A 23,848-nucleotide genomic window follows, 5' to 3' on the forward strand; every position below is an offset into this window, starting at 1 on the left:
TGAGGGATTTCAAGCGAGGGTTTTGCTCAGAGCCCTCGATCTTCATCAGCCTTTGGGTGATGGAGGTCGTCCTGGTCCTCTTGATCAATAGAATCAAGATAGTCGAGGTCATCCTGCTCCTCGTCGTCATCGTCAAGAATGCCTTGGGCGTCTTCTTCCACCCAGGGTTCTTCATCGTGGAATTCATGATCGAGCAGATGGTCGTGCTCGGGCTCAGGAATATCGATCTCGTCACTCATTTACATTTCCTGCGTTGGCTAAACTGTAAAGGGCACCTGTATAGGCGTGCCCTGCTCCTCAGTCAATATTCAGACGCACTAGGCCGTCGCTTGATATCCTGTTTCCACTATTTTTCCCACTGAGATGAGCGCCGACAATGCCGGATCGTCGGCATTGTCGCTCGAGCACTTGAGCACTTTTAACAATGCCAAAGAATCGGCAGACAGACTCACCCGCAGCAACCGCTGCAGACATTGAAAGGTCTATCCAGGCCCTGAACAAGATGGCGGAAAGACTGTGGGGAGATGGCCGGGAAGCTGAGGCGAAAGCCCTTCTTGATGCCTTGGATGCATTGAACCGGGCGCTTGACCGGATCAGGATTGGCGAGAGTCGCCGAGTTCTCCATTGAGAATCTGCGTTTACCTTGCGTCGTCGAAAATCTGGCCTGCACCTGATATGCGCACTCCCGTCACGGCAACGTCATATTTGCCCGGCACAATGCAGTCAGCCAAAGGGAATTGGCTACGTGATTGAGAAGCCCGACCAAGTGTCGGGCTTTTTCATTTGCAGTCAGCGCCGCCCATCTACAACGGGCCATAAATCAGGCGACCCTTAACGACTCGACACTTACTCGCCCATCAGCCATGAGCTGAAGATACTCTCGCCATTTTTGGAAGGCTTGCTGCTGCCTGGTGGAAGCCGCCAGCCACTCTGTGCCACCGATTAGTTCGACCGGGATGGCCATCATCTGCCCGATTGCAAGATCAAGTTCATTTGCGAGCTCACGCCCATTCGGCAAATCGAGGATTAGTGGTCGCATAAGAACCTGTCTTTTTTTTGGGCTACTTCATCGACTTGGCAATTTGTTGATCGTGCGCGAGCGCCGACGAACGGTCCCCCCCACTTAGGGCGCCTGAATGGAGACATCGCCAATTACTGCTTGGATACCTCACCAATCCGACGATCCACGCGCAGATCATGCGAGCGAGGGCATGACCAAAAACTACCAGCGCGACCACGAGGACGCCATCTGGGGGCCGAGGAAATCGGGACCTGAATATCAGCGAAATCACCGGCTAGTTTTGCGCGGGTTTTGCGCAGGCACAAAAAAGCCGATCTAGATGATCGGCTTAAGTGTCTGATTTTAATCAGGAATAATGGTCGGGACGGAGTGATTCGAACACTCGACCCCTAGCACCCCATGCACGCAGGACCCATGCAAGACCCTTTGTTTTGGCCGTAATCATTGGCGCTCGCTGCAACCGAATGTCCAGAAGTGTTTACAAGCGCGTGAGAGAGTCACGCAAAAGTCACGCACGACTTTACTTCCCTCCCCGGCGTTCTGCCGACGAACACAAACCCTCTCCATGCACATTTCCCGATGCTAAGCTGAAATCTCCACGGAGGAATCGCGATGCCCAACTCAGACCTGCTCCCTTCCCTGCTATACAAGATCAACGAAAACCAGCTCGCCCTGGAAGCCGCCATTCTGGAGCTTTCGAACTGGGTAGAGCAGCAGGGAGCGGCCGACGTCGCCGACAACGTGCGTGGAGCCCTGGACACCATCGATAAGAACGAAGAATTTATCAAGCTGACGCTCGCGGTGCTGATGACGCCGGAGTGATCCGTTTTGCATTCCGTCGCGAGCATTCGCCATCGCGCCGCGCCTCGTTTACTGTATATCCAAACAGTATCCGTAAGGCGCAACCGTGGACCCCTACGAAATCGAAGACACCAGTGATTGGCTCGGAAGTCCGACCAGGCTGGAAACCGTCAAGCATTACGCAAGCATGCTCGAGGAAGACGTCAAGGATCTGAAGCGTCAGCTGCATGCTGCAAAGGAAAACATTTCCACCCTTGTCGAAATGAACGACCAGCTGTCAGCCGAACTCCAAAAGAAGCGGGTATGGATGGCGAACCTGGAGGCGGAAACCACCGACCAACTTGGCCAGATCCGAAGCCTGACCATGGTCCTTGATCAAAAGGATCGGATCATCCGTGAGTTGCAAGCGGGCAATCAGAGAGGCTGAATATGTGCGGAAGACTTTCCCAATACGATGGAATTCACGACTTCGTCGCTGCGCTCAGCATGCCCAACCCTCTGGTCAATAGCACCGGTGACCAGCCTTTCGAGCGATACAACGCCGCCCCGACCACCCAGCTCGCCATCTTTCACCAGGAAGGTGAATACCTACACGCCGATATGGTTCGATGGGGATGGCGCCCGCATTGGGCTAAGGGCCGCGCAGCTCCGATCAATGCCAGGGTAGAGAACGTCGCCCACGGTCCTTTTTTTCGGGCCATTTGGCCCCACCGAGCAATCATCGCCATTAACAACTGGTTTGAATGGGTGGACGAAGGCGGACCAAAGAAGCAGCCGTATCTGATCCGCCGCCGGGACCGGGCGCCAATTCTGTGTGCAGCGATCGGCCAATACCCGAACGCCGAACATGAGCCGAGCGAGCATGACGGCTTCGTCATCATTACCGCGGACAGCGCCGGCGGCATGGTGGACATCCACGACCGCCGACCCGTGACGTTATCACCTGAGCTGGCCAGAGAATGGCTTGACCCGGCCACGCCAAAGGAGCGTGCTGAACAAATGGTAATGCTCCAGGGCGAGCCCACCGAGGCGTTCGAGTGGTTCAAGGTGGACCGCGCGGTTGGCAACGTGCGCAATCAGGGTCCCGACCTGATAAAGCCAGCCGAGGAAGACGGCCTGTTCTAAGTTGCGGCCAGCGATCTCAGCCGCTCTTCCGTCGCGGTATCGAAGATTACGTAGAGCCGATCAATGGATGCCTCGCTCAATGCGCGGGCCGACTCCAAGCCGAGAACAAAGCCCTCTGCGCGTGCACCGGCTTTCACCGCAACAATCATCGAATCCGCCTGGTCGATCTGAGCAAGAAGCTTGTCGGCTTCGCGCTCGATTTTTGGGCTCAGCTCTACGCCTTCCATTCCGACACCTTTATTTAAACGATCGGCTACAGGATAGCGGCATGCGTCCCGGCCGACAGCACCGCCGATGCTTTTGCCCACAACTTCAATCGCTCTGGCTGCCCATTGAGCCCGCCACTGATGCGTCGAGTGATCGCCTCGAACCGGCCAGCGTCCGCCAATTCATTCAGGCCGTTGCTCGACCAGAACCAGGCGGCAGAGAGAGCAGCATATGCCGGCTGCTCCAGCAGTTCCGGCTTTGTCAGCAGGTCCAGGCTCAGGGCTGAGCCGCATGCCTGATAGTTGACCCAACCGGTGACCTGGATAAGTCCTCTGCCCCGGTACCGCCACCCGTCGCCAGTCACGGCAGGCCCGTTGCCCAGGCGGGAGGCGTAGACAATATTCGCGATCTGCTCGGGCTTGCGCGCGACAGCGGTAGCCGTCACCAGGTTGAACCGCTTCGGCCAAGTCCGGATCAGACCCTCAGCGCTGTAGTTCAGGTTTTCGACCAAGGTGCGCAACTGGCCGGACTCATGCCCGACCTGCGCCAGGAACGCGGCAACACGCAACGGCCGTTGAATATTGAATCGCGCCATCGCGTCATTTAGCGCGGACACAAAAACGCCGGCAGCTGGGCCGGCGTTCGGGAGGATCTGCAGCAGTTGCTGCTGGGTAACTCTGTCCATGGTTTCTCCAGGCGAAAAAAAACCCGCACAAGGCGGGCAGGATTTTGCGCATCATTGATTTTATGGCATGCTCGTCGCCCGACGCTTGCAAGCGCCGCTCCAAAAACGTGCCGTCTACGGGCGACCAAGCGGTACGGTGTTATGGCAGAACGGAAGCAAACTCAGGATTCAACCGATTCAATTCACTTCAATACATTAGGGACGTAGTCATGCCAAATACAAACAACCAGAACCAAACCAACAAACCACCTGTCGACTTGAGTTCGTTTACCAAGGAGCAGCAGGAGGCACTTCGCCAACTGATTCGGGAAGAGATTGCAGCGTCCCGTAAATCAGACTGGGGAAAGATTGTCTGATAAATTTATTAAGGGCCCGATTCGGGCCCTTAAGCTAGCTAATGCCACTAGATATTAAGCAAGAATAAACTTTACAGCCCCGCCAGCAACTATGCCTTTGTAAGTATCCCCATTCTTCATAAGCCTAAACCTGAATACCTCTTTCGGACCATCAAAAACCATTTCATCAACCTCGTAAATATCAGAGATCAGATCGGTTGACTCATCCAAAAACTTTCTATCAGAAGAAACATCGGTGATCACTGCGACCTTTGCCTGCTTGTAAAAACCAACAACATCGGGATGAGTTGTAGCAGGAAGATAGATCCAGCCAAACTTGCTTGCAACGGTATTTTGAATAACTGGCCCGCTTGGGACTGCATAACTCTGTCGCGGAGCCCGCTTGCTCTCTAACTTTTCGAAGAGATCAAGCCATAGCTTTGTTATTGAGTCATCGGAGAAACGCCGGACATTTACTTTTCCTTTCTCCCCCATCGAAGCTACCAAGTCTTTATCGCTCAGCAGCAAGATTGTCTTTTCAACGAACTCCTTTTCCGACTCCACAATAAAGCCGTCTTCACCGCTGGTTACGATCTCCCTCGGGCCGTAGTTGGTATTTATGGATACCAATGGTGTGCCGTAAGCGAGTGACTCTGCGAAGCTAACCCCAAACCCCTCTGTCACAGACATAGCCAAGCTTACGCTCGCACGCCGGAAGATTTTCGAAACGTCTGTAGCGAACCCCATCATTTTGATGGAGTCCTGCATTCCCAGGCTGTTTATCTCGTCCCTAAGCTCTTCTTCCTGCTCACCCGACCCCCAGATTTCTAGGCGTGCGTCAGGTTTTTTTGCCACGACTTTAGCGAAAGCCCGAATTATGTTTTTAATCCGTTTCACTGTGTGAAGTCTCGCAACAACCACAGCCAGGTTCTCTTCGCGGACTACTTCCTCCGCGGGAATCTCGACCCCAACGGGATTGCCTATCGCTGTATAACGATCGAACGGGAATTGCTCGTTCAGATCCTTCAGCTGAGCCCGAGTCAAAACAACTAGGCTGTCGCATTGCGGTATGCCACGAATCACACCATCGTATTTTGGCGCGACAACAGAGCCTACGGTGTGAGGTCGCAACAAATGATTGCTGTGCATCATTAAGATTCTATAAGTACGATCAGAATCAACCATGCAAACTGTATCTGCGCCCTGGAGAGCGTCAGAAATCAGAAAACATGGTAGGCATTCCTCGGAAAGCAGCTTCAACCAATATGCATGCAAAGATTCGAGCGAGTTAAATTTAAGAACCGGCTTCCCCGGGCAAAGAATAGTCACCATTGCTACGGTGCCATCGCCACTATAGAACTCTTCAAGAAACACATAATCAGTAGCAGTCAGATACCTAACAACCTTCACACCAAGGTTATTGATATAGTCAACCCGCTTCTTTACCTTCACCTTCAAATGATCAAGAGTGCTCTGCGCTTTATCCTCGGCCTGACCGCTGGCGATTTCAGCTTTATGAGCAAACCACCTTTGAAGGTTAACGATATTGGTTTCGCTTGAAATTCGACCTTGAGCAACAAGATTCTCGTAGGTCTTGTCAAGCTTGTCATCATTCAAAAACAGCGCGATCCGCGATAAGGCTCCGGTTCTGGCTAAGGCCTGGGTTCGTGCCAACGAAACTCTTGTAATACCGCCACCTTGCTCTACAAGGTTGTACATAACAGAAATGACTTGCTTAACCACGGTGTCGCGCCCTTCTTCAGGTTTGCGGTATTTCGCTCAATTGTTGCATGAAGAGCCTCTCCGGGCCAGACGAGAAAATTCGGTGCGGAAACCTATAATCGCTCGCGCTTTGAGTTACAAATTATTACTTCGGATATTCTCGCGCTGGAGGTTCCTGACGAAGAAAAGGCCCGCCCGCAGCGAGCCATAGTGATCGGGCGCTCAAAGACTCAGACAACGATCCCGTGGCGCTGGGACATGTACGCTCGAATCCGCGCGATTATCAATGCGATTTCGGCGTCGGTCAGCTCCGTAGAATAATGCGCCCACAGCGCCATATCTGCAGTACCCGCGAAACTATTTGCCGCGGGATACGCCGAGCCAATTCGGAAAGGTACCGCCGCCGGGACGCGGCCATAAGTGACAGCAGCACTGGTGCGGGTTGAGTTCTTCGTCGCGTTGATGCTGCGGTTGAAGTCTGCCTTTGTCACGTCGACGATCAAAGACCATTCGCCGATGACTATCTGGTTGGACGCGGATGACTGGGAGATGGGCGTCGAGCCGATAGCCGTCTGACCGGCATCAGTATATCGAGCACCTGTCTTGACCAGAGCTGCGTTGGTGGAGTCCCAGTAGAGCGCGGCGCCCGGGGCTGCTGTGGAGTATGTGCCGTAAAACGCTGGGGAGTGAGCAACATCCGCGAGAGTGTCTTTTGAGCGGATCACGCTAAAGACTGTCTGGGTCGGCGCGTCCACCACCTGAGTCTGCAGATAGTTGGCCTGGCCCTTGAACTGGATGTAGCTACCGAACTCCGCCGGCGCGCCAATTACCTGCGCATCAGGTTTATCGCCCATAGCGTAGTTTCGTGCGGCTTTCATTACATCAGTATTTAGGAAGTGCCAAGCCTCCAGGTTTCGCGTGACTGGCGGTACGAATTTTCGCAATCCGGAATTCTCGGCGTTGCTGTTCTTGGCGATGAGTGCAGTTCCCATTTGGGTTTCCTTAAATCAGGTTGGCAAGGGCGCAAGCGAAAAACTTGGCGTAGGCTTTTTGCATCTGTTGACGAGTCGATTCGCGTGGGTGGATGGCATCACCCAGCGAGCCAGTTACAGCACCAGTGAGAGGGTCGGTTACCGGTGAGGTGATGGTGTAGCCCGCTTCTTGGGTGACATGCGCCCAGACTGGAAAGACCAGGACGTTAGTGCTGGCGACATCGTTCCGCACCTGGAGCATGGCCTGCAGCAGCGGCACATACTTCGTCTCCCAGAGAACGTCTCGGGCGGTGTCGCGCGGTGTGCTCGGGCACGACATCACGATCTTCGCTGATGGCCATGCCGCCTTGCACTGGCTTACGATGAGCAGTAGGTCAGAATAGGCATTGGCGTAAATCTCAGCGGTGCTTCGGTCGCGAACGTTGTTCGTTCCGAGCGCGATGTTGACGATCTTTGGCGTAGCCAGGCCGAAGCGAGCTTGGTAGAAGGCCGGATCAAATACCCTGCCGTTTCGCACAATGCTAGGGTCATCCCCCCCGGTAGACGCTCTCAGGAATGGGTTGACCTGCCACTTGGTCAACTTGGGTGAGTTGAGATAGTCCGCTTCTCCCCCAGGAGCCACCATGCTCACCCGATCAGTAACCGAATAGGTGAAGTCGCCCGTCTCCCATCCTTCACGGGCCTCACCCAGCTCGCCAGTTGCGTTGTCCGGATCATCAATGGCGGAAGAGCCCTTGATGGTGCCGATAAAGGTCGGTGCATATCCCCAAGCTTCAAGGAACTGCTTCTGCTGCGTGCCACCCTGACGGTTCTGGATGGAATCTCCCAGCGTAAGGATCGCACCCGAACCGATGCCTGGATTAGGTGCAGTCAAACAGTTCAGCGTCAGTCGAGTGCGGCTGGCCGACGTCAGCTCGGACCGTAGATAAAGGTAAGCGTGGGCGCCAATATCTTCCGTCTTGAAGCGAAGCTCATCGGTACTGGTGATGATCTCCGGGGTTGAACGAGAGGCAAACGTACCGCGTACCAGGTTGGTGTCCGAGCGCTTGGCCAAAATGTTTCGTACGTAGATGGAGGTATTTTCCCCTTGAACGCCGCAGATCGGGCTTGCAATAAGCGGTATGGTGGACGGGATCGGGGCTACCTTGGTGCCCGCGGGATTCTTCATGTCAGACCAGACGAAGCCCAGTTCGTCAGTAACCACCATCTCCTCGCCAGGAGTGCGGCGAGAGCTTACGGCGCCATACGTGGATCCGTCGGGGCCGTCATCAAAAATCAAGAAATCATCGGGATCCAGCATCGAAGTTCCTTCTTGCACTGTCTGTTTTGCGGCCATCCCCGGCAGGTCGAAACCCGTAGAACCAACGCTCCCCCATGCAAACCCAAGCTCATCGAGGAAGTAATAGAGCACTGAGCCGTCAACCGGGTTGATCAGCTTTATAACGCTCTCTACTGCTTCAGCACTCGAGACTCTACCAATCTCAACGGCTACACCCGCGTCATTTCTGTATTGGGTTGAAAACGTATTGCCGGTTCCAGGAACCGAAAAAAAACGGTTGGTCGAGCCAGAGCCAGATGTTGCAGCCAAGCCGTCTGGGATTGACAGCTTTTGGTTTGCCGTGGCTGCGGCGATATTTGCAGCGAGCTCCGCACGACTTGCAGAATCGCTTGCCGATTCCACGGAGTCGGTCAGATCAATGACTCCCTCGGCAACGGCAGTTTCCACAGCCTCCTGGCCGTCGACCTTTATGCCTTCTGCAACTTGTTTGAGGTTTTGAATTTCGCCCGAATCGGTAGGGATTCCTTCGGCATCAATTGCATCGTTGGAAAATCGATAGATGATATCGCTGCCGATTTCCGCCTTCACAGTGGCAATTTCAAGCCGTTGTGTCTGGTCTGCCATGGAATTTCCTTGAGGCGTGTTTAATGAATGCGACCAAGTCGCGGTCAGCAGATAGAGTTAAAGCCAGTTGCTGGAGAAGAATTCGCCGCCGTTACTGATCAACATGTCGGCGACGGCGTCGAAGATGGTGTCGATCTGGTCGTCGTGCGCGTGGGTGTCATCAGCCGTGAAGGCCGAGGCTTCGGTGAGAAAGGGAGCCACCCAGTCGGTCTGGGCGACGACCTCGCCGCGGTGGTCACGGACGTGCTCGATCTTGCAGCCCTGATCGTCGTAGATGGCCGGCACGAACACCCGGCCCGACTTGAACCAGGGCACGGCATCCATGCACCTGGTGACCTTGTTGGCCGCCGGGCCGCGCGGCTGAGGTTCGATCGGGATCGAACCTTTTTTGCTGATCGTCTGGATCAGGCCGGTGCCGCTCGACTTATCCTCCACGCGCATGTAGCGCAGGGCGGCCGGGCGGAACTGATCCCAGTCCTTCCACTTCTGCCAAACTCGCAGAGCTTCCGTCTCAAGATCGCCAGCATCCCACTTACCGCGGTGCACCTCGATGATGTACAGGTTGCCGTCGACACCCAGGCCGCAATGACTGAAAACCGAATAATCGTGCTGCTCGTCGGTCTTCTGCGCGGTGTCAACGTACACACCGCGCCAGACCAGGAAAGGCAATTGCTGATAGGTCTTGAACCAGTCGGCATCGATCATGCCGCCGCTCAGGGCCACCGGCTCCTGCTGGTACTGACTGACCATGGTGTACGGGTCGCGGTCCCAAAGCGCCATCAAATCGGCGACGGTTTCCTTGGCTGGCCAGTAGGACCAGTACTCGACACCGCCACGGACGATTGAGGGACTGCTGAAGACATCGCGCTCGGCGTGCTCGCGGATCTCCGGTGGAAGTCCTCCTATATATTCACGGGTGACCAGGGCCGGGACTTTGATGTGACTGAAGTCCAGGCCCATGCCCCCCTTGAGCAAGAAGCCCGACACGTCGTCCGTGTGCAGGCGCTGCTGGGTACAAATTACAGGGGTGTCAGGCGATGCCCGCCGGCTACGCAGGGTGTTGGTGACAATCCGCTGAGCCTTGGCACGCATGGTTGCGCTGAATGCGCTGTCGGCCTTTTCCGGGTCGTCCAGGTTGATGAACCCGGTGAAGCCCTCGGAAATATACCCGCCGCGCACGCCGGTGATCTGGCCACCGGTGGATCGGCTGAAGATCTGGTGTTTGTTGCGCCCGTTCTCGTCAGTGATGATCCAGTTCGCCACGTCGGCCTTGCCCAGGTCGCACGGCCAAAGCTCCTGGTACTCGGAGCTGGTGATGATCGACTTGATGCGGTTGGAGTTCTCTTCGACCAGCGATTTCGAGTAGGACACGCTCAGGTTGCGTGTCCGGGCGAAGTTGGTCATCACGTAGGCAGGCACGTGAATAGACCAGAACTCGGTTTTCGTTCCGCCTGGCGGCATATTGAAAACCACGTTTTTAAGTTCGCCCGACAGAACTTTAAGGGCGGTGTAATCCATGTAGCGGTGGTGCCAGTTACAGAGCATCCTCATGCCTTGGTTCAACTGGAAAAAGACGCGCATGAACGACAGCGGGGAATGTTCGCTGATCAGTTTGGACGCTTCTTTCTCTTCCCGACTCATTGATTCCCAGTCGAGAAGGGAACTCATAGGCGATCAAGGACCGATTCGAGGGCCTTCTTGTCCACGCTGACTTGCGACTTCGTTTCGATAGCGCCGCCATTCTTGCCGGTGATTTCGACGATCTTCTTGTCCAGGCCCAGAAGCTTAGCCTTGCCCATGGTGGCTGACACCGCCGCCGATGTTTGCGGGGTTTCGGCGCCAAGGGCTGCCTTGCGCGCCTCCTCCAGTTCCAGCAGCAGCGTATCCACTGTGATCTGGTGCCTATCCATGACTGCTTCCCTTAGCTCGGCGATCCGGGCCTGAACCTGCGGCTTCTGCAGGACGATCCAGCTCTCTCGAGCGGCTGTCTTCTCTGCCATGTTGGTTACGTTGTAGGAGCGGCGGTAGGCCTCGGAAGCGTTGTTCGTTTCCATGTAGACAAGGCAAAACGCCTCCATCTTGTCCGTGAATCGGCGCTTGCGAGGCCTTTCCATATCTGCACCTACGGGTTGATGAGTTTCCACTTGTAGCCGACCCACTTCGGGATTTTTCCGGCAGTGAACAGCGGTGGTTTGGTTTCAGTGGTTCGCGCCGGCAGCAGCCAATTTCCGACCACTACAGGGTCGGCATCGGCCAAAGTTTCGCCCTTGTACCAACCGCTTTCGTCGTATTGGTAAACGATCTTCTGGGTCATAGGTAACGAATCCATCGAACTTGGGCGAGGTTGACTGAGCGGGCTTCATTACCACCGCTGCTGCCAATGCTGATCGTGTGCTCGTGATCGCCGGCGTAGCTGATCCCGACGCCGTGCGTGTGGTCACCGGCATACGAGACCCCGACGTTGTGCGCGTGTGATCCGGCAGATGATGTGGTCGAGTAGGAACCGATGATCCGGGTGTAATCGTCACCCGAAGCCATCAGTTCGTCGCCGGAACCATTGGGCGTCACGCTGCCCTCTTTAACACTGTGCGCGTGTGCCCCTTGCTCGTCAGTCCAGGCTGAGTGGATGTGACTGCCGGCAGCGTCAGACCAAGCCCCATGGATGTGGCTGCCTGCTGCTGATGCGGATGCCCCGTGGGCGTGTGTAAGGTTCTGACTGGCCTGCAGCGTATTGCTCAGAGTTCTGCCGGGGTCTATCCCGCGGCCATCATCCAGGCAGCGCGGGAAGACGCCACGCCAGTCAGGGAGTCGGAATTGCGTGCTCAACTCACCACCGGTGTTATAGGCGGTGCCAATGACGGCAAACAGTTTCGGATAAGCCGCGCGCAGCAGAACCGCCCCAGTCGACTTCAGCCAACCCGGATCGGGAGTACCGTTGTGCGCCACGTCCTTGTATTCGCCGACACTGTGAGTCGAGTAAAGCGACTGCCCGATCTGCCGCCAGTACGTAGGGCTGATTAGCGGGTTGTTTCCGGCATTACCGGCGACGCGCGATTCGTAGTAATAGCCATCACTGGCGTAGCAAGGCGCCCCAAGGCCGTAGATCGCTTGAGTGTGCCAGGTCATTGCTCCCTGACGCTCAAGATCCTGAAGGGCTGTATCCACACGATTGTGCCACCAGTTCTCTTGGCCGGCAGGTGGCGCGTCCTTGTCTTGTCCGCCCTCCCATCCAGAGTTTAGCCGGGGCCCAGGTGGCACTTGAAAGGTATTAGGGTTGTTTTGCGATTCCACGCCCTGAGCCCAGCGCGTATTAAAAGGCTGTCGTGCCATTAGGCTAAATCTCCAGGGAGGGTGACGTTTGCAAAGGTATAAATGCGCGACGAGGTGAATTCGATCGTTCCGATGTTGGCCGGCAGGACAAATATCGAGCTGAGTCTTACTCCTTGGGGCCGCGGGATGATGTCGAAGTTGTTCAGCAGGTACTCGGTCGTGTTGTCTAGCTCGGAAGCAATGCCGATATCGAAGGACATGTCACCGTTATCAATCAGCGCTGTCACCTCGACACCGATGATCATTTCCACCAACTGGATGATGCTGTCGGAAGTGCCATCGCTGATGTTTCGGGCGATTTTGGCCTTGATCAGTTTCCGATACAGGTCGTTGTTAAGCGGCGCGTCCATCATGGCGCCATCGCCGATGTAGGGCGCGACGTTGTAGTTGGTGTAGGAGTCGTTGCCCGAGTAGCCGAATACGTCGTACGCAGCTCCACGCAGAATTGGCCTGGGCATGCCGACAATTCGCCCGATAACGTCGAGCTGCTCGCCGGTTACGGTATCTACGTCGTAGCTGTTGTATACCTGGTCAAGAGGCTTTTCGAGATGCTCGTCAGCGATCGCTGGAAGCAGCGTTAGCCATTTCTCCATCCGCGGCTTGCCGCGGTATTCGTTAATGATGCGCGACTCGGCACGCGCGACGTGATCCATGATCATGGCGTCACCGTCACCGCGATATTGGCGGCCTCAAAGGTGGCGAGCTGGGCAATGGTCGGCTGAATCGGCGTCAAGCCCTGTGTGCCGGCGCTAAGGCCGATCGTCAGAGTGACGATGTAGCTGTCGCCATACTTACCAAGCACCTTGTTGACCGGCGTGTAGAGACGGCCGACAGGTACCACCTCGCCGATGTCATAACCGCCCCTATTGAAACCGGTCGTTGTCTCACCGGCAAACAGGCCTTTCGTAGAGTCAGCGACAATGGCCTGCTGAATCTCCGCTGCGATGTCGCCAGGCAGATCGCCTTTTTTCTTCACGTTGACAGCCACGAACACCGGCAGGCCGATAGCGCGCTGAAAAGTCATGACGGCAGTATTTCCTGTCACCGGCGACACGACCTCAACCTTGACGCCGTTTGCGCCGGGGGCATCGATCCAGGCGTCGGTTTTTTGGTTGTAGCGCGGGAACATGCCGCAGCCTGGGTTTTTCTTTTGGTACATGGCCAGGCCGATGTCCGCATCGGTACCGCCGTTGACGATGACCGCCAAGCAATTGACCGGCACACCGTCTGCATCTACCGGGGATACGCTGTCATTTTCCAGCACCACCACGTCGGTGACGCCAGGCACATTGGCAATGCTGCCAATCATGTTGTCGAGCATGTTGCTCCCAGCCAGCGCAACCGACCGATCACGACGAGCTCGAAACACCTCGTCAGATTCAGCTTCATCGCCAGGCGCTGCTTCGGAATTGGTGACCGATGACCAGCCCGCCACGGGTGTGCCGATGATGTTCAGTTCGCCAGCCGATGCCAGCACCCTGCCTGGCGTGGCGCAGGTAGCAAACCCCGTAGCCGACTGGCTGACACTAATAATGATCGGTGCAGTTGTCAGCCATCGAGTGTTGTCGATGCGACTGCGCACCTGGGAGCCCTGAGGAATCACGGTTCCTGCGGCCCCGATCACGGTGATAGGAGCGACGGAATAGGTCGCCGGTTTGATCCTGATCCCTGAGATTTTGCCGATGTTGCGCAAACCTTCGCCGGTAGCACTGTCGGGGTCTTTGCTGCGGTAGGCAGCGATGACGGCTTCGTCCAGATTGACCAGCATCTCAGCTTCAATGCCGATGCGCAGGCCATCAGGAGAGTCGGGATCGATGTTCCAGTCAGGATCGATCGCCAGTGTTCTTTCTTCGATGTCGCCCAGATACTCGTTGAGCGAGCGCCCAGTGATGCCTTGGTCGGTGATTTCAGCCATTTAGATAACCGCCTGAACGTATTGGATTTCGGCGCTATCGCCGGATTGGCTGACTATGGTTGCGCTGACGGTGAGCTCTCTCGTAGCAATGTCCGTCGTCACGCTAAAGGCCGTCATACCGGCGCAGCCCGGCGTCAGGAGGATTCGGCGACGGATCACTGACTCGCGCGATGACAGGACGGAGCCTTTGCCGAGCACGCCGCCAAACCAGTCGGTGCCATCGGTGGTGTCGAGAAACCATTCGCCAAGGAAGAACTTGAGGCGGGTTCGGACGTTCTGCGCGACCTCCTCGGCGCTGTAGCCACTGAGAAATTCCTGTGCGCCGAGCGCTAGGTCGCCGTCCGCGTCCAGTTTGCGTACTGTCATGGGCTGACCACTCCTGAAATGTCGTCACCTTGCTCAACACCGATGTGTCCATGCTCCAGGCCAATGCTGACGCCTTGGTTGTGGATGGTGGTCTCGGTAGTGACGGCCTGCTCGAAGTTGACCGGCTTTTCGAAGTTGGCCAGACACTTCACGTTGAGCGACACACCGTCGACCTCCAACGTCTTGTTGTCGTGAATCCAGAAGTAGGCCGTACCGTCATTGCTGCGCAGACGAATGCCGTCATTGGCAAAGTTGCTGATCGCACCGGGGATAGACCGGACACCAGGTACGAAATAGGCATCGTTGATCGAGAAACGCCGCGGCTCGGACTTGATGGCCACGCCGCCTTGGTCGACCCAGGAGTCGATACACTCTTGCGAGAAGAACAAAACCCCCTCAGTACCATTGGCGACCCGACATTCCAGCGTGCCGCCGGCAGCCCCCCAGAACTGGACCGGTACACAGATGATAGGGCGACGCGCCTCCTGTTTGCCCTGGCGATCCTCGAGCATAAGACCGATCTGCACTTCCGCCATCTGGGTAACCGGGTCGAACTTCAGTACATGCCCCGGGATGCTGGTGCGCATGTTGCCCTTCAGGTACTCACCGAAGACTTCGCGCAGCATCTTGGAGAACTCTGCCTGCGTTCTGGAGGCGAGCGGATCAGTCATCGTGTGGCCCTTTGCGAAATTCCGGCTTGTGCCGCCGCGCTCAGGCGCAGACAGCTGATCTGGCTTTCCCACTGGTCGCCGTGGGAATCCCCAGCGAACACCAGAGAGTTGATCTTGTAGAAGCCCTCGCCAATTGTGCGCGGGATGTCGTAGAAGAACGCCCCGGAGAACTCGAAGCGGGGCGCCATCGACTCCAGCTTGATGGTGTCGCCCAGCTTGATCTTTGGGTTGAGCGTGTAGCGGATGCCGACTTCGGTGTCGGTCACCACCGGCGAGCCGATCATTCCGGTGCCGGCGCTGATGACGTAGACCTGATTGGACAGGGCTGAATCACGCTTGATGATCTTGATTGCGCCGTTCTCGACCATCCAGTCGAACTGGAATGCCTCAGACAGTTCGTTCATGCAAGCGGTTGGACTACCTTGCAGGACGGTGCCGCGCGATCGGCGCTTGAGCTCGGAGAAGTCGCCATAGAACTGGATCTCCGCACCGAACGGCTCAGCACAGGCCTCGATGATCTGCACCGGATCGGTTTCAGGTGACAGGGTGAGGTTGATCAGGTTCTCGTCGCGCTCCTTGGCTGACGATTTGCAGAAAAAACGGATCCCTTTAGTGGCGCCGCCGTCCTCTAGGTGCCGCTGAACGTTGACGATTTGACCCACGAACACCGCGCCAAACAGACCGTCGTAGCCAGCTTCCAGCGAAATGAACTCGTATTTCTTGGTGATGCCATCGCCGAGCATTTGGCGCTCGGCATAGGCGGACACATTGTAGATGGTGATTTCGGCCACACTGAGGGCGTTGCCGGCGAAGTGGGTAGCCTGGAAGGTGATGCGCAGGCCGTCATTGTCTCCCGGGACGATCTCACCGACCCGCATTTCGTAAATCCGCGAGCCGGTCGATCGGCCCAGCTTAAGCCGGTAGCTGCGCAGAAAGATTTCGTCATTCATCGGACCAGACCAGAAGGTTGGCGACTCCCAGGTTGTCCGGGGTCGGTTGATCCCCCTCTAGTGTCAGGGAGCCGTAGCTAATTTGTGGTGGCGGGTACAGGCCAGCGAGTAGGTCGACACCCGGTAGCAGGAAGCGTCCGGCAGTCAAGGTGACGCCCAGCGAGGTCAGAATGTTGACCCGGAACACCTCAAGCCGCGCCATCCATTGCAGCTCAATGGTAAGGGTGTTTTTGCCCAGTCGAGCGCTGAACGTCTGTGCCGGCAGGGCCTGGACGGCAACCTTGTAGCGACTCATTGGATCACCTCGACAGACGTGTCACCGGCATTGATCATGGGCGCGCCCTGGGTGGTCACGGTGTCGTTTTTCATCAGTTGATCCGCTGAGGTGACGCCTTGGCCGACCTTCGAGCGGACGATGCGCACCTGCTGAAGCTCAGCGATGAACACCAAGCCGTCTTCGTTCTCGGGCCGCGTGCGTTCAGTCAGGCGCACCAGCATCATGTCGCGCATGATTTCCTTGCCTGTGTCCAAATCGAACCGGGCGCGGGCTTCAAGGATGGCGGTCAGCGATGCCCAGGCGGTAGAGGCCCGGGTCTCGTCACTGCCTGACAGCAGATAGGCCGAGACGGCGCTGATCGCCGCCCCGCCAATGCCGCCGACCGCCGTAGCCGCCTCACCCACGCCCATCATGCCGATGTCGCTCAGGTCCAAGCCAAGCGGGGTGTTGGACACGGCCCCGGTCAACAGGTAGCGGTTTGGTAGCAGGATCGCGTGGTCGTTGCCGTTGGCGCCGAATTCGACCGGGAACTGTGTGAGATACACCGCTTTATCGGTCGAGCCTTCAAGCTTGGCGTCAAACTCCAGAGGGCCAATTTTCGGCAGCGTCTTTGCAAAGATGCTCATCAGGCTCATTTTTCAGGGCTCCTGAAGTCCTGCATCGTTTGTTCGGTGAGGGTGCTCAACTGCTCGGTGTAGAGCTGCTTGACCTTCTCGGTATCGGCCCCGTGGATATGGAACTGGCGATTGTCGGTGTAGGAAGGACCGCCATTCCCGCCCTGTCCGCCTTGAGGGCTGTAGCCCGCCGCCTTCTCGCCGCGTCGCACCGCTTCGCCCTCCTTGTCTGCAGGGCGTTCGTATTCACTCGAAACGATCGATGCTGCGTCGTAGGAGCTGGTCGCCGTGCGCAACTTGCCGCCGGCCGCTCGTTCATTGCCGCGGGTCAGTTCGTGGTTGATGAACTCCAGCTGTTCGGCGCCAGTCGCCTTGCGGATGTCCTTGCCGTACTGCTTGGCGAACTCCTTTTGTCGGTCTGGATGCCACTGAGCCAGGCCATAGGCGTTCCCACCGTCGCCTTCTGCGTCTGCCTTGAACTCGCTTTCCTGCTCGATGTTGGCCGCGATGCCTTCCGACTGTTCGCGGGTCCAGCCTTTATGCATAAAGAAGTCGACCACAGCGCCGACCGCCTCGCCGCCACCTTTCTTCAGGCGGTTGTTCAGTAGTTCGGTGTCTTCGCCTTCGTTTAGCTTGCTGGAATAGAACAAGGCCGCCGCACTACCACCGGTAACAGCCAGTAGAGACGCGCCACCAGCCCCCGCTGCCCCACCGGCGGCGGCACCGGCACCGCCCAGGCCTATTAGCGCGCGTAAAGCCGCCAAACCCTTGAGCGCAGCACCACCACCCATCAGCGCCAAAGCGATCGATACCAGCTCGATGTTGTCGGCCAGGCCGCCGAAGAATTCCTTCAGTCCCGAGTCGACCAGGTCCTTGTTGTCGCGATAGAAGGCAACGAAGTCCTCGGCCATGTCGGCAAAGGCCGGGGCCAGCTCACCGGCAATGGTGTTGCCTATGTCGGTGAAGACCAGGTCAAGCTCGCTGGACGCTTTGGTCAGGCGGGCCGAGTCGTCGATCTGCTGCTGAGTCATGATCCCCAGCTTGCCGCGCACGTCGAGTTGCTTTTGGGCTTCCTCGCTGCCTTTCATCAGCAGGCGCACGGTCGATTCGCTAAGGCCCAGGGCGTTGCCGGCCAGGCGCTGATTAAGCGGCGACATGGTTTCGAACTGCTTGGCGATGTTGGTCAGTGCCTCGGCGGTGTCCTGCGCGCCAATGATGGCGTCGGGGTCCAACCCTAGCTTGGCTACGTCACCAAACCACCCGGTGTTGCCGGTGATGGGCGATGCCATTAGATCCTGCAGCTTAGTCAGGTCGGCGAACGCATCAGCTGCGCTACCACCCTGGGCCTTGATTGCCTGACCGAGCATTTGCACGTTCTGCGTACTCAGCCCGGTCAGTTTGTTGAAATTGTTCAGCTCGGTACCGACGTTTTTGAAGTCGCCGACCACCTTGTCGATGGCCAGCTTGCCGGCCAGCACAGCGCCGAGTTGCAGCGCCGACTTGGTCAGGCCGCCGAACGCGGCGTCAGCCTTCTGGAATGACTTGTCATCCACCTTGATGCCAAGGGCAATCAAGAAGCTTTCGAGCACTTTCAAATTCAAGCTCCTTGAAAAGCGAAAAACCCCGCGAGTGCAGGGCTAGTCTTGGCTATTGGCCTTGGCCAGGTGACGGGCATAGATCATTTCATCCATGACCAGGTTGGCCCGCTTGACCCAGCCCAGCGAATAGGTGCCGTCGGTAAGGTCGCTGTAGGTGCACAGCGGCGGGCACAGGCCCGGAATCCCTACGCAGGGTCTCCAGAGTTCCCAGTCGACGGCTGGATTGATGCGTTCTCCTGACTCGAATCCGCCGCCGCGACTGAATCGGTAGATTTCTGGAAGAGGGTCAGGAGTCCGGAAAAATCCTCAAAGACATTCCCGAGGGCCATCACCACCAGGGTGAAGTAGGTCTTCAGTCGACCGGAGAAGTCCTCCATTGCGAGCGGTGTGCTGCTGCCTTCCTTGAACAGCTTGCCCAGCATGGAGTCGCAAACGAAGTTGAAGTCGTCCTCAGGCATACGGGCGAGCATGGTGCCAACGATGCCGCCGGCAACCATGAAGGAAGATGCGGCACCAACCTCAGCCAGGGCTAAGCCGCGAATCATCGGTTCCACCCCGTACTTGCCCAGTCGGAACAACACGGCGCGCTGCTTCTCAGCACTCGGCATGCCGAAGCGATACGTCACGCCGTCATGCTCAATGGAGCGGATATGGGCTTCGGCCTGATTCATTGCGTGACACCTACGTTGAATTCGGCGACGAAGGTAGCGTCGTTCATGCCAGGACCACCGCGAGCCATCGCTTTGCCGCGGGTAAACACGCCTTCAGAGAAGACAGCGCCCTCCAGGCCGGCGATCGAGGCATATGAGCCGGATACCTCGGAGCCAGAGTTAACCTGCGCCTGCAGGGCGATCGCCTGAGGGCTGCCCGGCATCAGGTTCAGAGTCAGGCGAAGCCCGGGGTTCTTGCGGGTGAATTTGACGGCATTGCCGCCCAGGCCGCGACTGAGCGTCGATTTGTCGTCGATCGGCTCAACTGTGAAGGGTGGGTCGGTACGGCCCCAGTCATCAATGACGCCGACGCCAGTGATGACCACGATGGTGTTTTCTACGGAAAGATCGGAAAGTGACATTGGTCAGCGCCCCTTATTCAACGTTGGCCGTCAGGTCGACGGTGTGGATAGCGCCGGCTCGGAATACGCGCATGACGATCGGCGCTGCGCCGCGGGATTTACGCTCAGCGTCCGAGATCAGCAGGATGTCTTCGGCCTTGGTTAGCATTTCGTAACCTCGGCTCAGCCTCTCCTCACCAGTCTCGTCGTCGGTGTACAGGCGCTCACCCAGATAACCGTTGCCGATGAACTTTTCACCGACCTGTGCAGCAGCATCGATCAGGATCTGCTGGCCCGCAGGCGTCTGGCGAAGCTTGGTCGGAACCTTGGTCATCGCGTTGTACAACGCGATGGTCAGGAAGTTGGTGAAAGCGTCCAGGTTGAATACGTCGTCGATGTATTCGCCGTAGGTCGACGTTGTCTTCGAGTTGATGACCCGGCCGTTGTCCTTCTCGCCGCCGGTCTCGACCACGGTGTAGAACACGGCACCTTTCTGCTTCATGGCGCCGTATGCGGTCGGGGTAAGGCTTTCGGCATCGATGCCTGGGAGCTTTTTGTACTCGCCGGTGATGGTCGAGTTCGCGGCGTTGAAGTTAACGCGACTGAACACGGCGGCAATCTCGAAGCCTTCATACAGCTCGGTTGCGTGACTAGCCAAAAACAGACGGCGCGAGCCCTGAGTCACCGCCTTGCTGACGATGTCAGTGGTGACCGCTGGATCGCGCACCGTCGCCTGGTTGGTGGTGTAGGCAAAGAACTTGCCCGCGGCATCGCCGGCAGCAGCCAGAGCCAGCACATCGGCATCGACAGCGCGGATGGCGGTCTCGAACTCGAACCAGTAGAACCAGATGCCTTTGTTGATCGCATCGTTCAGCGATTCGACGGGGGTGTCGTCCTCGATACGCAGGTAGATGCGCAAGGTCTTGGGCTTCGGTACCGCTGAAAACCATGCCAGCGCGGCCGCGTACGGGTCGGAAGCAATGTCGAAGTCGGCAGCCACCTGGGCAGGAGAGCCGTAGTCGCGATAGGAACCTTCAACAAAGGCCACATCGCTGGACGAATCGAAGTCAGCGAAGACCATGCCTGCGCCGAAGTTGGCAGTGCCGAGCCCGGCCGAATTGATCAGCGTGTTGATGTTGATGATGCTTTCAGCCGGATAAGCCATTTACTTCCCCTTGCGCAACGGCGCCAGATTGTTCGGTTTGCGCGGAGAAACCCACGCGGTAGATGCGCTGCACGCGATCTTCAGCAATCGATTCGCCGTAGAGGTACAGAGTGAGTTGGGCGCGCTCTTCCATGGCCGCTTGGTAGAGCCCGGTCAGGTTGTTGATCGGTGATACGCGGGACCAGCCGAGCTTGGCGGTGCGCAGAAGGGCCTTTATCGGCTCACGCTTATTCGCCTCGCAGATCGCCCCGGCGTACATCAGCGCGCCAGAGCGGTAGAAATTGATGCTGAAGCCCAGGGTGAACTGGGTGGCCACCTTGGCGATGATGTCCTTGTATTGAGGGTCATCCTCGGCGACCACGTTTCGCTGCGAGTTGATCGCCTGACCCCATTGCTCGGGGTTTTGCAGGCGCACGGCGCAGTAGCTGCCAGAGGGGGCCGCAGTGTTGTTGTCGGCGAGGATCACCTTGTCAGCTGGCAGGCCAGTCGCTGCGACGACGATCCGGCACACGGCCTTGGATAGCGCTTTTACGTCAAGCATCGGCGTGCACCTCCAGACTGGCGACCTCGGCCGGGTCCAGCTTGGCCACCACAGCGCGGCAGAAGTTATGCCAGGGCCTGAAGTCGGTCGCGATGGACTTCCACCAGGTGACCGGCTTGTCTGGCGTCTCGGCGAACACCAGGATGTCGGCAAGCTTGCCAGGGGTCGAAACCTCGATGCCCTTACCGTCGTTTCGGTGAATCACCCGCACGTCGTTGATGCGCTCGGCGCCGATCTGCAGAAATTCGATTTCCTTGTCGCTAACAGGCTGCACATTGGCGTTGAAGCTGTCGGTGTAGCTCAGGGTCAGGGCCGGCTCGAAGTCGGCGATCTCGCTGGTGTAGCGGTTCAAGACAACGCCCTTGTGCGTCACGAAGGGGCCGCTGACGTGGCCGCGCATGTTCAAACCCATCACAAGCCCTCTTCGATTGGGTCGCCTGCCTCGGCGATGACGTAACGAATGGATTGACGGAAGGCGCCGGTATCGATCAGAGGGTTGTCGGAGCCTTTGGCAGCAATCGTCGATGAGGCGTTGGGCGGATCCTTCAGGTCGGTGATTTCCTGCTTGATGTGCCCCTCGGCAAGCTGCCCCATCTGCTCGAGCAGAATGCGCATGGTCATTTCGCCGCTCAGCACCTTGGGAATCATCACCTCGGCCAATCGCAGGTATTGCGGAGCGCCTTTCTCGATGCCCGGGCCCAGCACGGGACGCGCGGGGATCTTGCCGTCAGCAGAGCCGAAGTTGTTGACCGCCGCGATAGTCGCCAGGGTCAGCCCGTCTTCGTAAGTGCCGGCACCTTTCGGAACACCGGCCAGGACGCGAGCATCACCTTCCAACTTCTTGGCCAGGTCCTTCATCGCCTGCTCGACCTGCTGCTTGCCGATCAGGCTCACGTCCGGCCGGATCATACGCAGACGGCCCCCATGCCAGCCCTGTCCCGCAGGTGCAGGTACTCAACGCCGTATGGAGTGAGGGCCAGAGCCGCCTCCCACGTCGTCAGGCTGGCGTTCGCCGCCGGGATAGCGTAGGACACCGATTCATCGCGCACGCCCTTGCTGGCCACCGCGTAGGGCGTCGAGGCGCTGCCGTCTGCCGTAGTGGCGTCGGTCGTCGCCGTGTTCCAGGTCAGGTAATGCGCCGCCAGGGCGAACCAGCCTCGCTGCAGGAGTGAATAGGGTTTGTAGTCGCCCCAGCGGCAGGCATCGAGCTCGCCGCGTGCGATATACAGCGCCTTGGTGATCTTTGTGTCAGACCAGGCGGCACTGTCGGAAAATTCTTCGTAGAACGCTCGGAAGTCAGCAATGATCGCCGGCGTCACTTCGATGGTCAGTTCAGCCACGGTTGCAACCTCCAGAAAACAACAGCCCCGCACTGGGCGGGGCTATCGGTGTTACTTGGCTTTCGCCTTGGGCTCGACAGGCTCGGCTACTTCGATGACCAGCCAGCCTGCCTCGACGAACAGGCTGTCTTTGAGGTCTTCGGCCGCCTTGTCGTCGAAGTCTTCAATCACTTCGCCTGGCTGGATCGTCAGATCAGCCAGTACCAACGGGTGGGAGCTGGTATTGGTCAGAGTTGCCATATGACCCCCTTAGATGCCGTCGACGTACAAGTGGGACTTCGGAATACGCAGTTCGGTACCAGCAATTCGCACCAGGCCAGCCGATTCGAATTGCAGGCCGCCAGCGGTAGGGATTGGCGAGTTCAACATGAACGGCATTGGCATATGGAACTTCGCGTACTGATCGTTCTTGGTGTAGAACATCATGCGGTCAGCTCCGGCAGCGCCTGCGCCGGCCAGTTGAAGGATCGGCTCAAACGTAAGTTTGGTGACCCGCTCCAGATAGCTCAGCAACGTATCCGAGGTGTTCGGGATGCGGTAGCTCTCGATCTGGCCGTGCTGGACCGCAGGTAGCAGCACATGGGTAGGACGGAAAACGTTTTTGGTCTGCGTGACCTGAACCTGCAGGCGACCGTTATTGAACAGGTTCAGCAGATCCTGAGAAACCTTGTTCGGGTCGCCTTGCGCAATGATCTGCGCAATGGTCTGGTTTGCACCGCCGAGCAGTGCGCCGGTAGCGACCACTGGCACGCCTGGGTAGCTGATCAGGCCACCAGTCGCAAGCGAAGGGACCGAAGGGTCGCCTGAGAACGCAGTGCTATCGAGCCATTGTTCGGTCAGCAGGCGTACGCCATTTGGCTTCTCGGCGAGGAAGTTGATTGCTCCGCCTTGGCCTTGGCTGCGCTCCATTTCCATGGCTTTGCCCAGCTCGGCCAGGGTATAGCTGTAGCCCAGCGAGAAGGTGTGAACGTCCACAGCGCCCATCGCAGAAGCCATCTCTGCCATTGGGTAATCTTTGGACTTGTCACCGAGAATCTGTGGCTTGCCACGGAAGTCGAGCGTTTTGAAACCAACGCTTTCGATCCAGTCCGGCGCCGATGTATCGACGTTCAGGATCGACGGATAGCGAATCTCGGGGTACGGCTGGCGCAGCACCTCCTGCTCGATATACGTCAGTTGACCAGTGTAAAAGCCCAGTGCGGCTTGGGCCTGGGCGTCCATTGTCATACGCATATTCGT

31 protein-coding genes are annotated in these 23,848 nt (G+C 57.6%); 4 read left to right on the forward strand and 27 right to left on the reverse strand.

Annotated features, from left to right (window positions below):
* Positions 1 to 26: 26 nt before the first annotated feature.
* A complete protein-coding gene (locus tag ACM6I6_RS27690; protein WP_323607502.1) occupies positions 27 to 239 on the reverse strand; it encodes a hypothetical protein in 213 nt (70 codons plus the stop codon).
* A gap of 185 nt (positions 240 to 424) precedes the next feature.
* Between ACM6I6_RS27690 and ACM6I6_RS27695 the strand changes: the two genes are divergently transcribed.
* The 4 genes from ACM6I6_RS27695 (at position 425) to ACM6I6_RS27710 (ending at position 2,947) form a co-directional block, all read left to right on the forward strand.
* Positions 425 to 628, forward strand: coding sequence for a hypothetical protein (locus tag ACM6I6_RS27695; protein ID WP_323607503.1), 204 nt, complete (start codon positions 425 to 427; stop codon positions 626 to 628).
* A 1,005-nt stretch (positions 629 to 1,633) separates the two neighbouring features.
* The gene (locus tag ACM6I6_RS27700; RefSeq protein ID WP_414920995.1) at positions 1,634 to 1,843 is read left to right on the forward strand and encodes a hypothetical protein; all 210 of its coding nucleotides are present in this window, start codon (positions 1,634 to 1,636) and stop codon (positions 1,841 to 1,843) included.
* 85 nt (positions 1,844 to 1,928) lie between these two features.
* Positions 1,929 to 2,249 (forward strand): hypothetical protein, encoded by a 321-nt coding sequence (locus tag ACM6I6_RS27705; RefSeq protein ID WP_414920996.1) that lies wholly within the window; start codon positions 1,929 to 1,931, stop codon positions 2,247 to 2,249.
* Positions 2,250 to 2,251: 2 nt separating this feature from the next.
* The gene (locus ACM6I6_RS27710) at positions 2,252 to 2,947 is read left to right on the forward strand and encodes an SOS response-associated peptidase family protein (protein ID WP_414920997.1); all 696 of its coding nucleotides are present in this window, start codon (positions 2,252 to 2,254) and stop codon (positions 2,945 to 2,947) included.
* Here the strand turns inward: ACM6I6_RS27710 and ACM6I6_RS27715 are convergent.
* The 26 genes from ACM6I6_RS27715 to ACM6I6_RS27840 all read right to left on the reverse strand — a co-directional run bounded on the left by ACM6I6_RS27715 (position 2,944) and on the right by ACM6I6_RS27840 (position 23,842).
* A complete protein-coding gene (locus tag ACM6I6_RS27715; protein ID WP_414920998.1) occupies positions 2,944 to 3,174 on the reverse strand; it encodes a hypothetical protein in 231 nt (76 codons plus the stop codon). The two genes, ACM6I6_RS27710 and ACM6I6_RS27715, sit on opposite strands and share 4 nt — an antisense overlap.
* A gap of 26 nt (positions 3,175 to 3,200) precedes the next feature.
* On the reverse strand, positions 3,201 to 3,839 hold the full coding sequence (locus ACM6I6_RS27720) for a glycoside hydrolase family 19 protein (RefSeq protein WP_414920999.1): 639 nt from the start codon (positions 3,837 to 3,839) through the stop codon (positions 3,201 to 3,203).
* Positions 3,840 to 4,249: 410 nt separating this feature from the next.
* Entirely contained in the window at positions 4,250 to 5,917 is a 1,668-nt protein-coding gene (locus ACM6I6_RS27725) for a glycosyltransferase (protein WP_414921000.1), read from the reverse strand.
* 209 nt (positions 5,918 to 6,126) lie between these two features.
* Positions 6,127 to 6,888 carry a hypothetical protein gene (locus tag ACM6I6_RS27730; RefSeq protein WP_414921001.1) on the reverse strand — a complete coding sequence of 254 codons (762 nt, stop codon included), beginning with the start codon at positions 6,886 to 6,888 and terminating at the stop codon, positions 6,127 to 6,129.
* A gap of 10 nt (positions 6,889 to 6,898) precedes the next feature.
* On the reverse strand, positions 6,899 to 8,791 hold the full coding sequence (locus ACM6I6_RS27735) for an SGNH/GDSL hydrolase family protein (protein WP_414921002.1): 1,893 nt from the start codon (positions 8,789 to 8,791) through the stop codon (positions 6,899 to 6,901).
* A 57-nt stretch (positions 8,792 to 8,848) separates the two neighbouring features.
* Positions 8,849 to 10,459, reverse strand: coding sequence for a phage terminase large subunit (terL, locus tag ACM6I6_RS27740; protein ID WP_414921003.1), 1,611 nt, complete (start codon positions 10,457 to 10,459; stop codon positions 8,849 to 8,851).
* On the reverse strand, positions 10,456 to 10,905 hold the full coding sequence (locus tag ACM6I6_RS27745) for a terminase small subunit (protein ID WP_414921004.1): 450 nt from the start codon (positions 10,903 to 10,905) through the stop codon (positions 10,456 to 10,458). The genes terL and ACM6I6_RS27745 overlap by 4 nt, the downstream gene beginning before the upstream one ends.
* Positions 10,906 to 10,913: 8 nt before the next feature.
* Complete coding sequence (locus tag ACM6I6_RS27750) at positions 10,914 to 11,105, reverse strand: hypothetical protein (protein WP_414921005.1); 192 nt, start codon at positions 11,103 to 11,105, stop codon at positions 10,914 to 10,916.
* A complete protein-coding gene (locus tag ACM6I6_RS27755; protein WP_414921006.1) occupies positions 11,102 to 11,956 on the reverse strand; it encodes a phage tail protein in 855 nt (284 codons plus the stop codon). Before ACM6I6_RS27755 ends, ACM6I6_RS27750 begins: the two co-directional genes overlap by 4 nt.
* Before the next feature lie 164 nt (positions 11,957 to 12,120).
* Positions 12,121 to 12,780: a DUF2612 domain-containing protein gene (locus ACM6I6_RS27760; protein WP_414921007.1), complete on the reverse strand. Its 660-nt coding sequence runs from the start codon at positions 12,778 to 12,780 to the stop codon at positions 12,121 to 12,123.
* Complete coding sequence (locus ACM6I6_RS27765; RefSeq protein WP_414921008.1) at positions 12,777 to 14,036, reverse strand: baseplate J/gp47 family protein; 1,260 nt, start codon at positions 14,034 to 14,036, stop codon at positions 12,777 to 12,779. Before ACM6I6_RS27765 ends, ACM6I6_RS27760 begins: the two co-directional genes overlap by 4 nt.
* The gene (locus ACM6I6_RS27770) at positions 14,037 to 14,402 is read right to left on the reverse strand and encodes a hypothetical protein (protein WP_414921009.1); all 366 of its coding nucleotides are present in this window, start codon (positions 14,400 to 14,402) and stop codon (positions 14,037 to 14,039) included.
* Positions 14,399 to 15,073, reverse strand: a complete 675-nt coding sequence (locus tag ACM6I6_RS27775; RefSeq protein ID WP_414921010.1) for a Gp138 family membrane-puncturing spike protein — start codon at positions 15,071 to 15,073, stop codon at positions 14,399 to 14,401. Before ACM6I6_RS27775 ends, ACM6I6_RS27770 begins: the two co-directional genes overlap by 4 nt.
* The gene (locus tag ACM6I6_RS27780; protein ID WP_414921011.1) at positions 15,070 to 16,023 is read right to left on the reverse strand and encodes a baseplate hub protein; all 954 of its coding nucleotides are present in this window, start codon (positions 16,021 to 16,023) and stop codon (positions 15,070 to 15,072) included. Before ACM6I6_RS27780 ends, ACM6I6_RS27775 begins: the two co-directional genes overlap by 4 nt.
* Positions 16,016 to 16,318 (reverse strand): phage baseplate plug protein, encoded by a 303-nt coding sequence (locus tag ACM6I6_RS27785; protein WP_414921012.1) that lies wholly within the window; start codon positions 16,316 to 16,318, stop codon positions 16,016 to 16,018. The genes ACM6I6_RS27780 and ACM6I6_RS27785 overlap by 8 nt, the downstream gene beginning before the upstream one ends.
* Complete coding sequence (locus ACM6I6_RS27790; protein ID WP_414921013.1) at positions 16,315 to 16,935, reverse strand: phage baseplate protein; 621 nt, start codon at positions 16,933 to 16,935, stop codon at positions 16,315 to 16,317. The genes ACM6I6_RS27785 and ACM6I6_RS27790 overlap by 4 nt, the downstream gene beginning before the upstream one ends.
* Positions 16,932 to 18,503 (reverse strand): phage tail tip lysozyme, encoded by a 1,572-nt coding sequence (locus ACM6I6_RS27795; protein ID WP_414921142.1) that lies wholly within the window; start codon positions 18,501 to 18,503, stop codon positions 16,932 to 16,934. The genes ACM6I6_RS27790 and ACM6I6_RS27795 overlap by 4 nt, the downstream gene beginning before the upstream one ends.
* 194 nt (positions 18,504 to 18,697) lie before the next feature.
* Positions 18,698 to 19,183: a phage tail assembly chaperone gene (locus ACM6I6_RS27800; protein WP_414921014.1), complete on the reverse strand. Its 486-nt coding sequence runs from the start codon at positions 19,181 to 19,183 to the stop codon at positions 18,698 to 18,700.
* A complete protein-coding gene (locus tag ACM6I6_RS27805; protein ID WP_414921015.1) occupies positions 19,180 to 19,584 on the reverse strand; it encodes a hypothetical protein in 405 nt (134 codons plus the stop codon). Before ACM6I6_RS27805 ends, ACM6I6_RS27800 begins: the two co-directional genes overlap by 4 nt.
* 13 nt (positions 19,585 to 19,597) lie before the next feature.
* Positions 19,598 to 20,728, reverse strand: coding sequence for a DUF3383 family protein (locus tag ACM6I6_RS27810; RefSeq protein ID WP_414921016.1), 1,131 nt, complete (start codon positions 20,726 to 20,728; stop codon positions 19,598 to 19,600).
* Positions 20,712 to 21,269 (reverse strand): LIC_12616 family protein, encoded by a 558-nt coding sequence (locus ACM6I6_RS27815; protein ID WP_414921017.1) that lies wholly within the window; start codon positions 21,267 to 21,269, stop codon positions 20,712 to 20,714. Before ACM6I6_RS27815 ends, ACM6I6_RS27810 begins: the two co-directional genes overlap by 17 nt.
* Positions 21,262 to 21,681 (reverse strand): hypothetical protein, encoded by a 420-nt coding sequence (locus ACM6I6_RS27820; protein WP_414921018.1) that lies wholly within the window; start codon positions 21,679 to 21,681, stop codon positions 21,262 to 21,264. Before ACM6I6_RS27820 ends, ACM6I6_RS27815 begins: the two co-directional genes overlap by 8 nt.
* On the reverse strand, positions 21,681 to 22,178 hold the full coding sequence (locus tag ACM6I6_RS27825; protein WP_414921019.1) for a hypothetical protein: 498 nt from the start codon (positions 22,176 to 22,178) through the stop codon (positions 21,681 to 21,683). The genes ACM6I6_RS27820 and ACM6I6_RS27825 overlap by 1 nt, the downstream gene beginning before the upstream one ends.
* Positions 22,175 to 22,609, reverse strand: a complete 435-nt coding sequence (locus tag ACM6I6_RS27830; protein WP_414921020.1) for a DUF4054 domain-containing protein — start codon at positions 22,607 to 22,609, stop codon at positions 22,175 to 22,177. Before ACM6I6_RS27830 ends, ACM6I6_RS27825 begins: the two co-directional genes overlap by 4 nt.
* A gap of 51 nt (positions 22,610 to 22,660) precedes the next feature.
* The gene (locus ACM6I6_RS27835; RefSeq protein WP_414921021.1) at positions 22,661 to 22,849 is read right to left on the reverse strand and encodes a hypothetical protein; all 189 of its coding nucleotides are present in this window, start codon (positions 22,847 to 22,849) and stop codon (positions 22,661 to 22,663) included.
* A gap of 9 nt (positions 22,850 to 22,858) precedes the next feature.
* Positions 22,859 to 23,842 carry a major capsid family protein gene (locus ACM6I6_RS27840; RefSeq protein WP_414921022.1) on the reverse strand — a complete coding sequence of 328 codons (984 nt, stop codon included), beginning with the start codon at positions 23,840 to 23,842 and terminating at the stop codon, positions 22,859 to 22,861.
* Positions 23,843 to 23,848: the final 6 nt, after the last annotated feature.

Source organism: Pseudomonas sp. IT-P218, assembly GCF_949767605.1.
GTDB classification, from domain to species: domain Bacteria; phylum Pseudomonadota; class Gammaproteobacteria; order Pseudomonadales; family Pseudomonadaceae; genus Aquipseudomonas; species Aquipseudomonas putida_AE.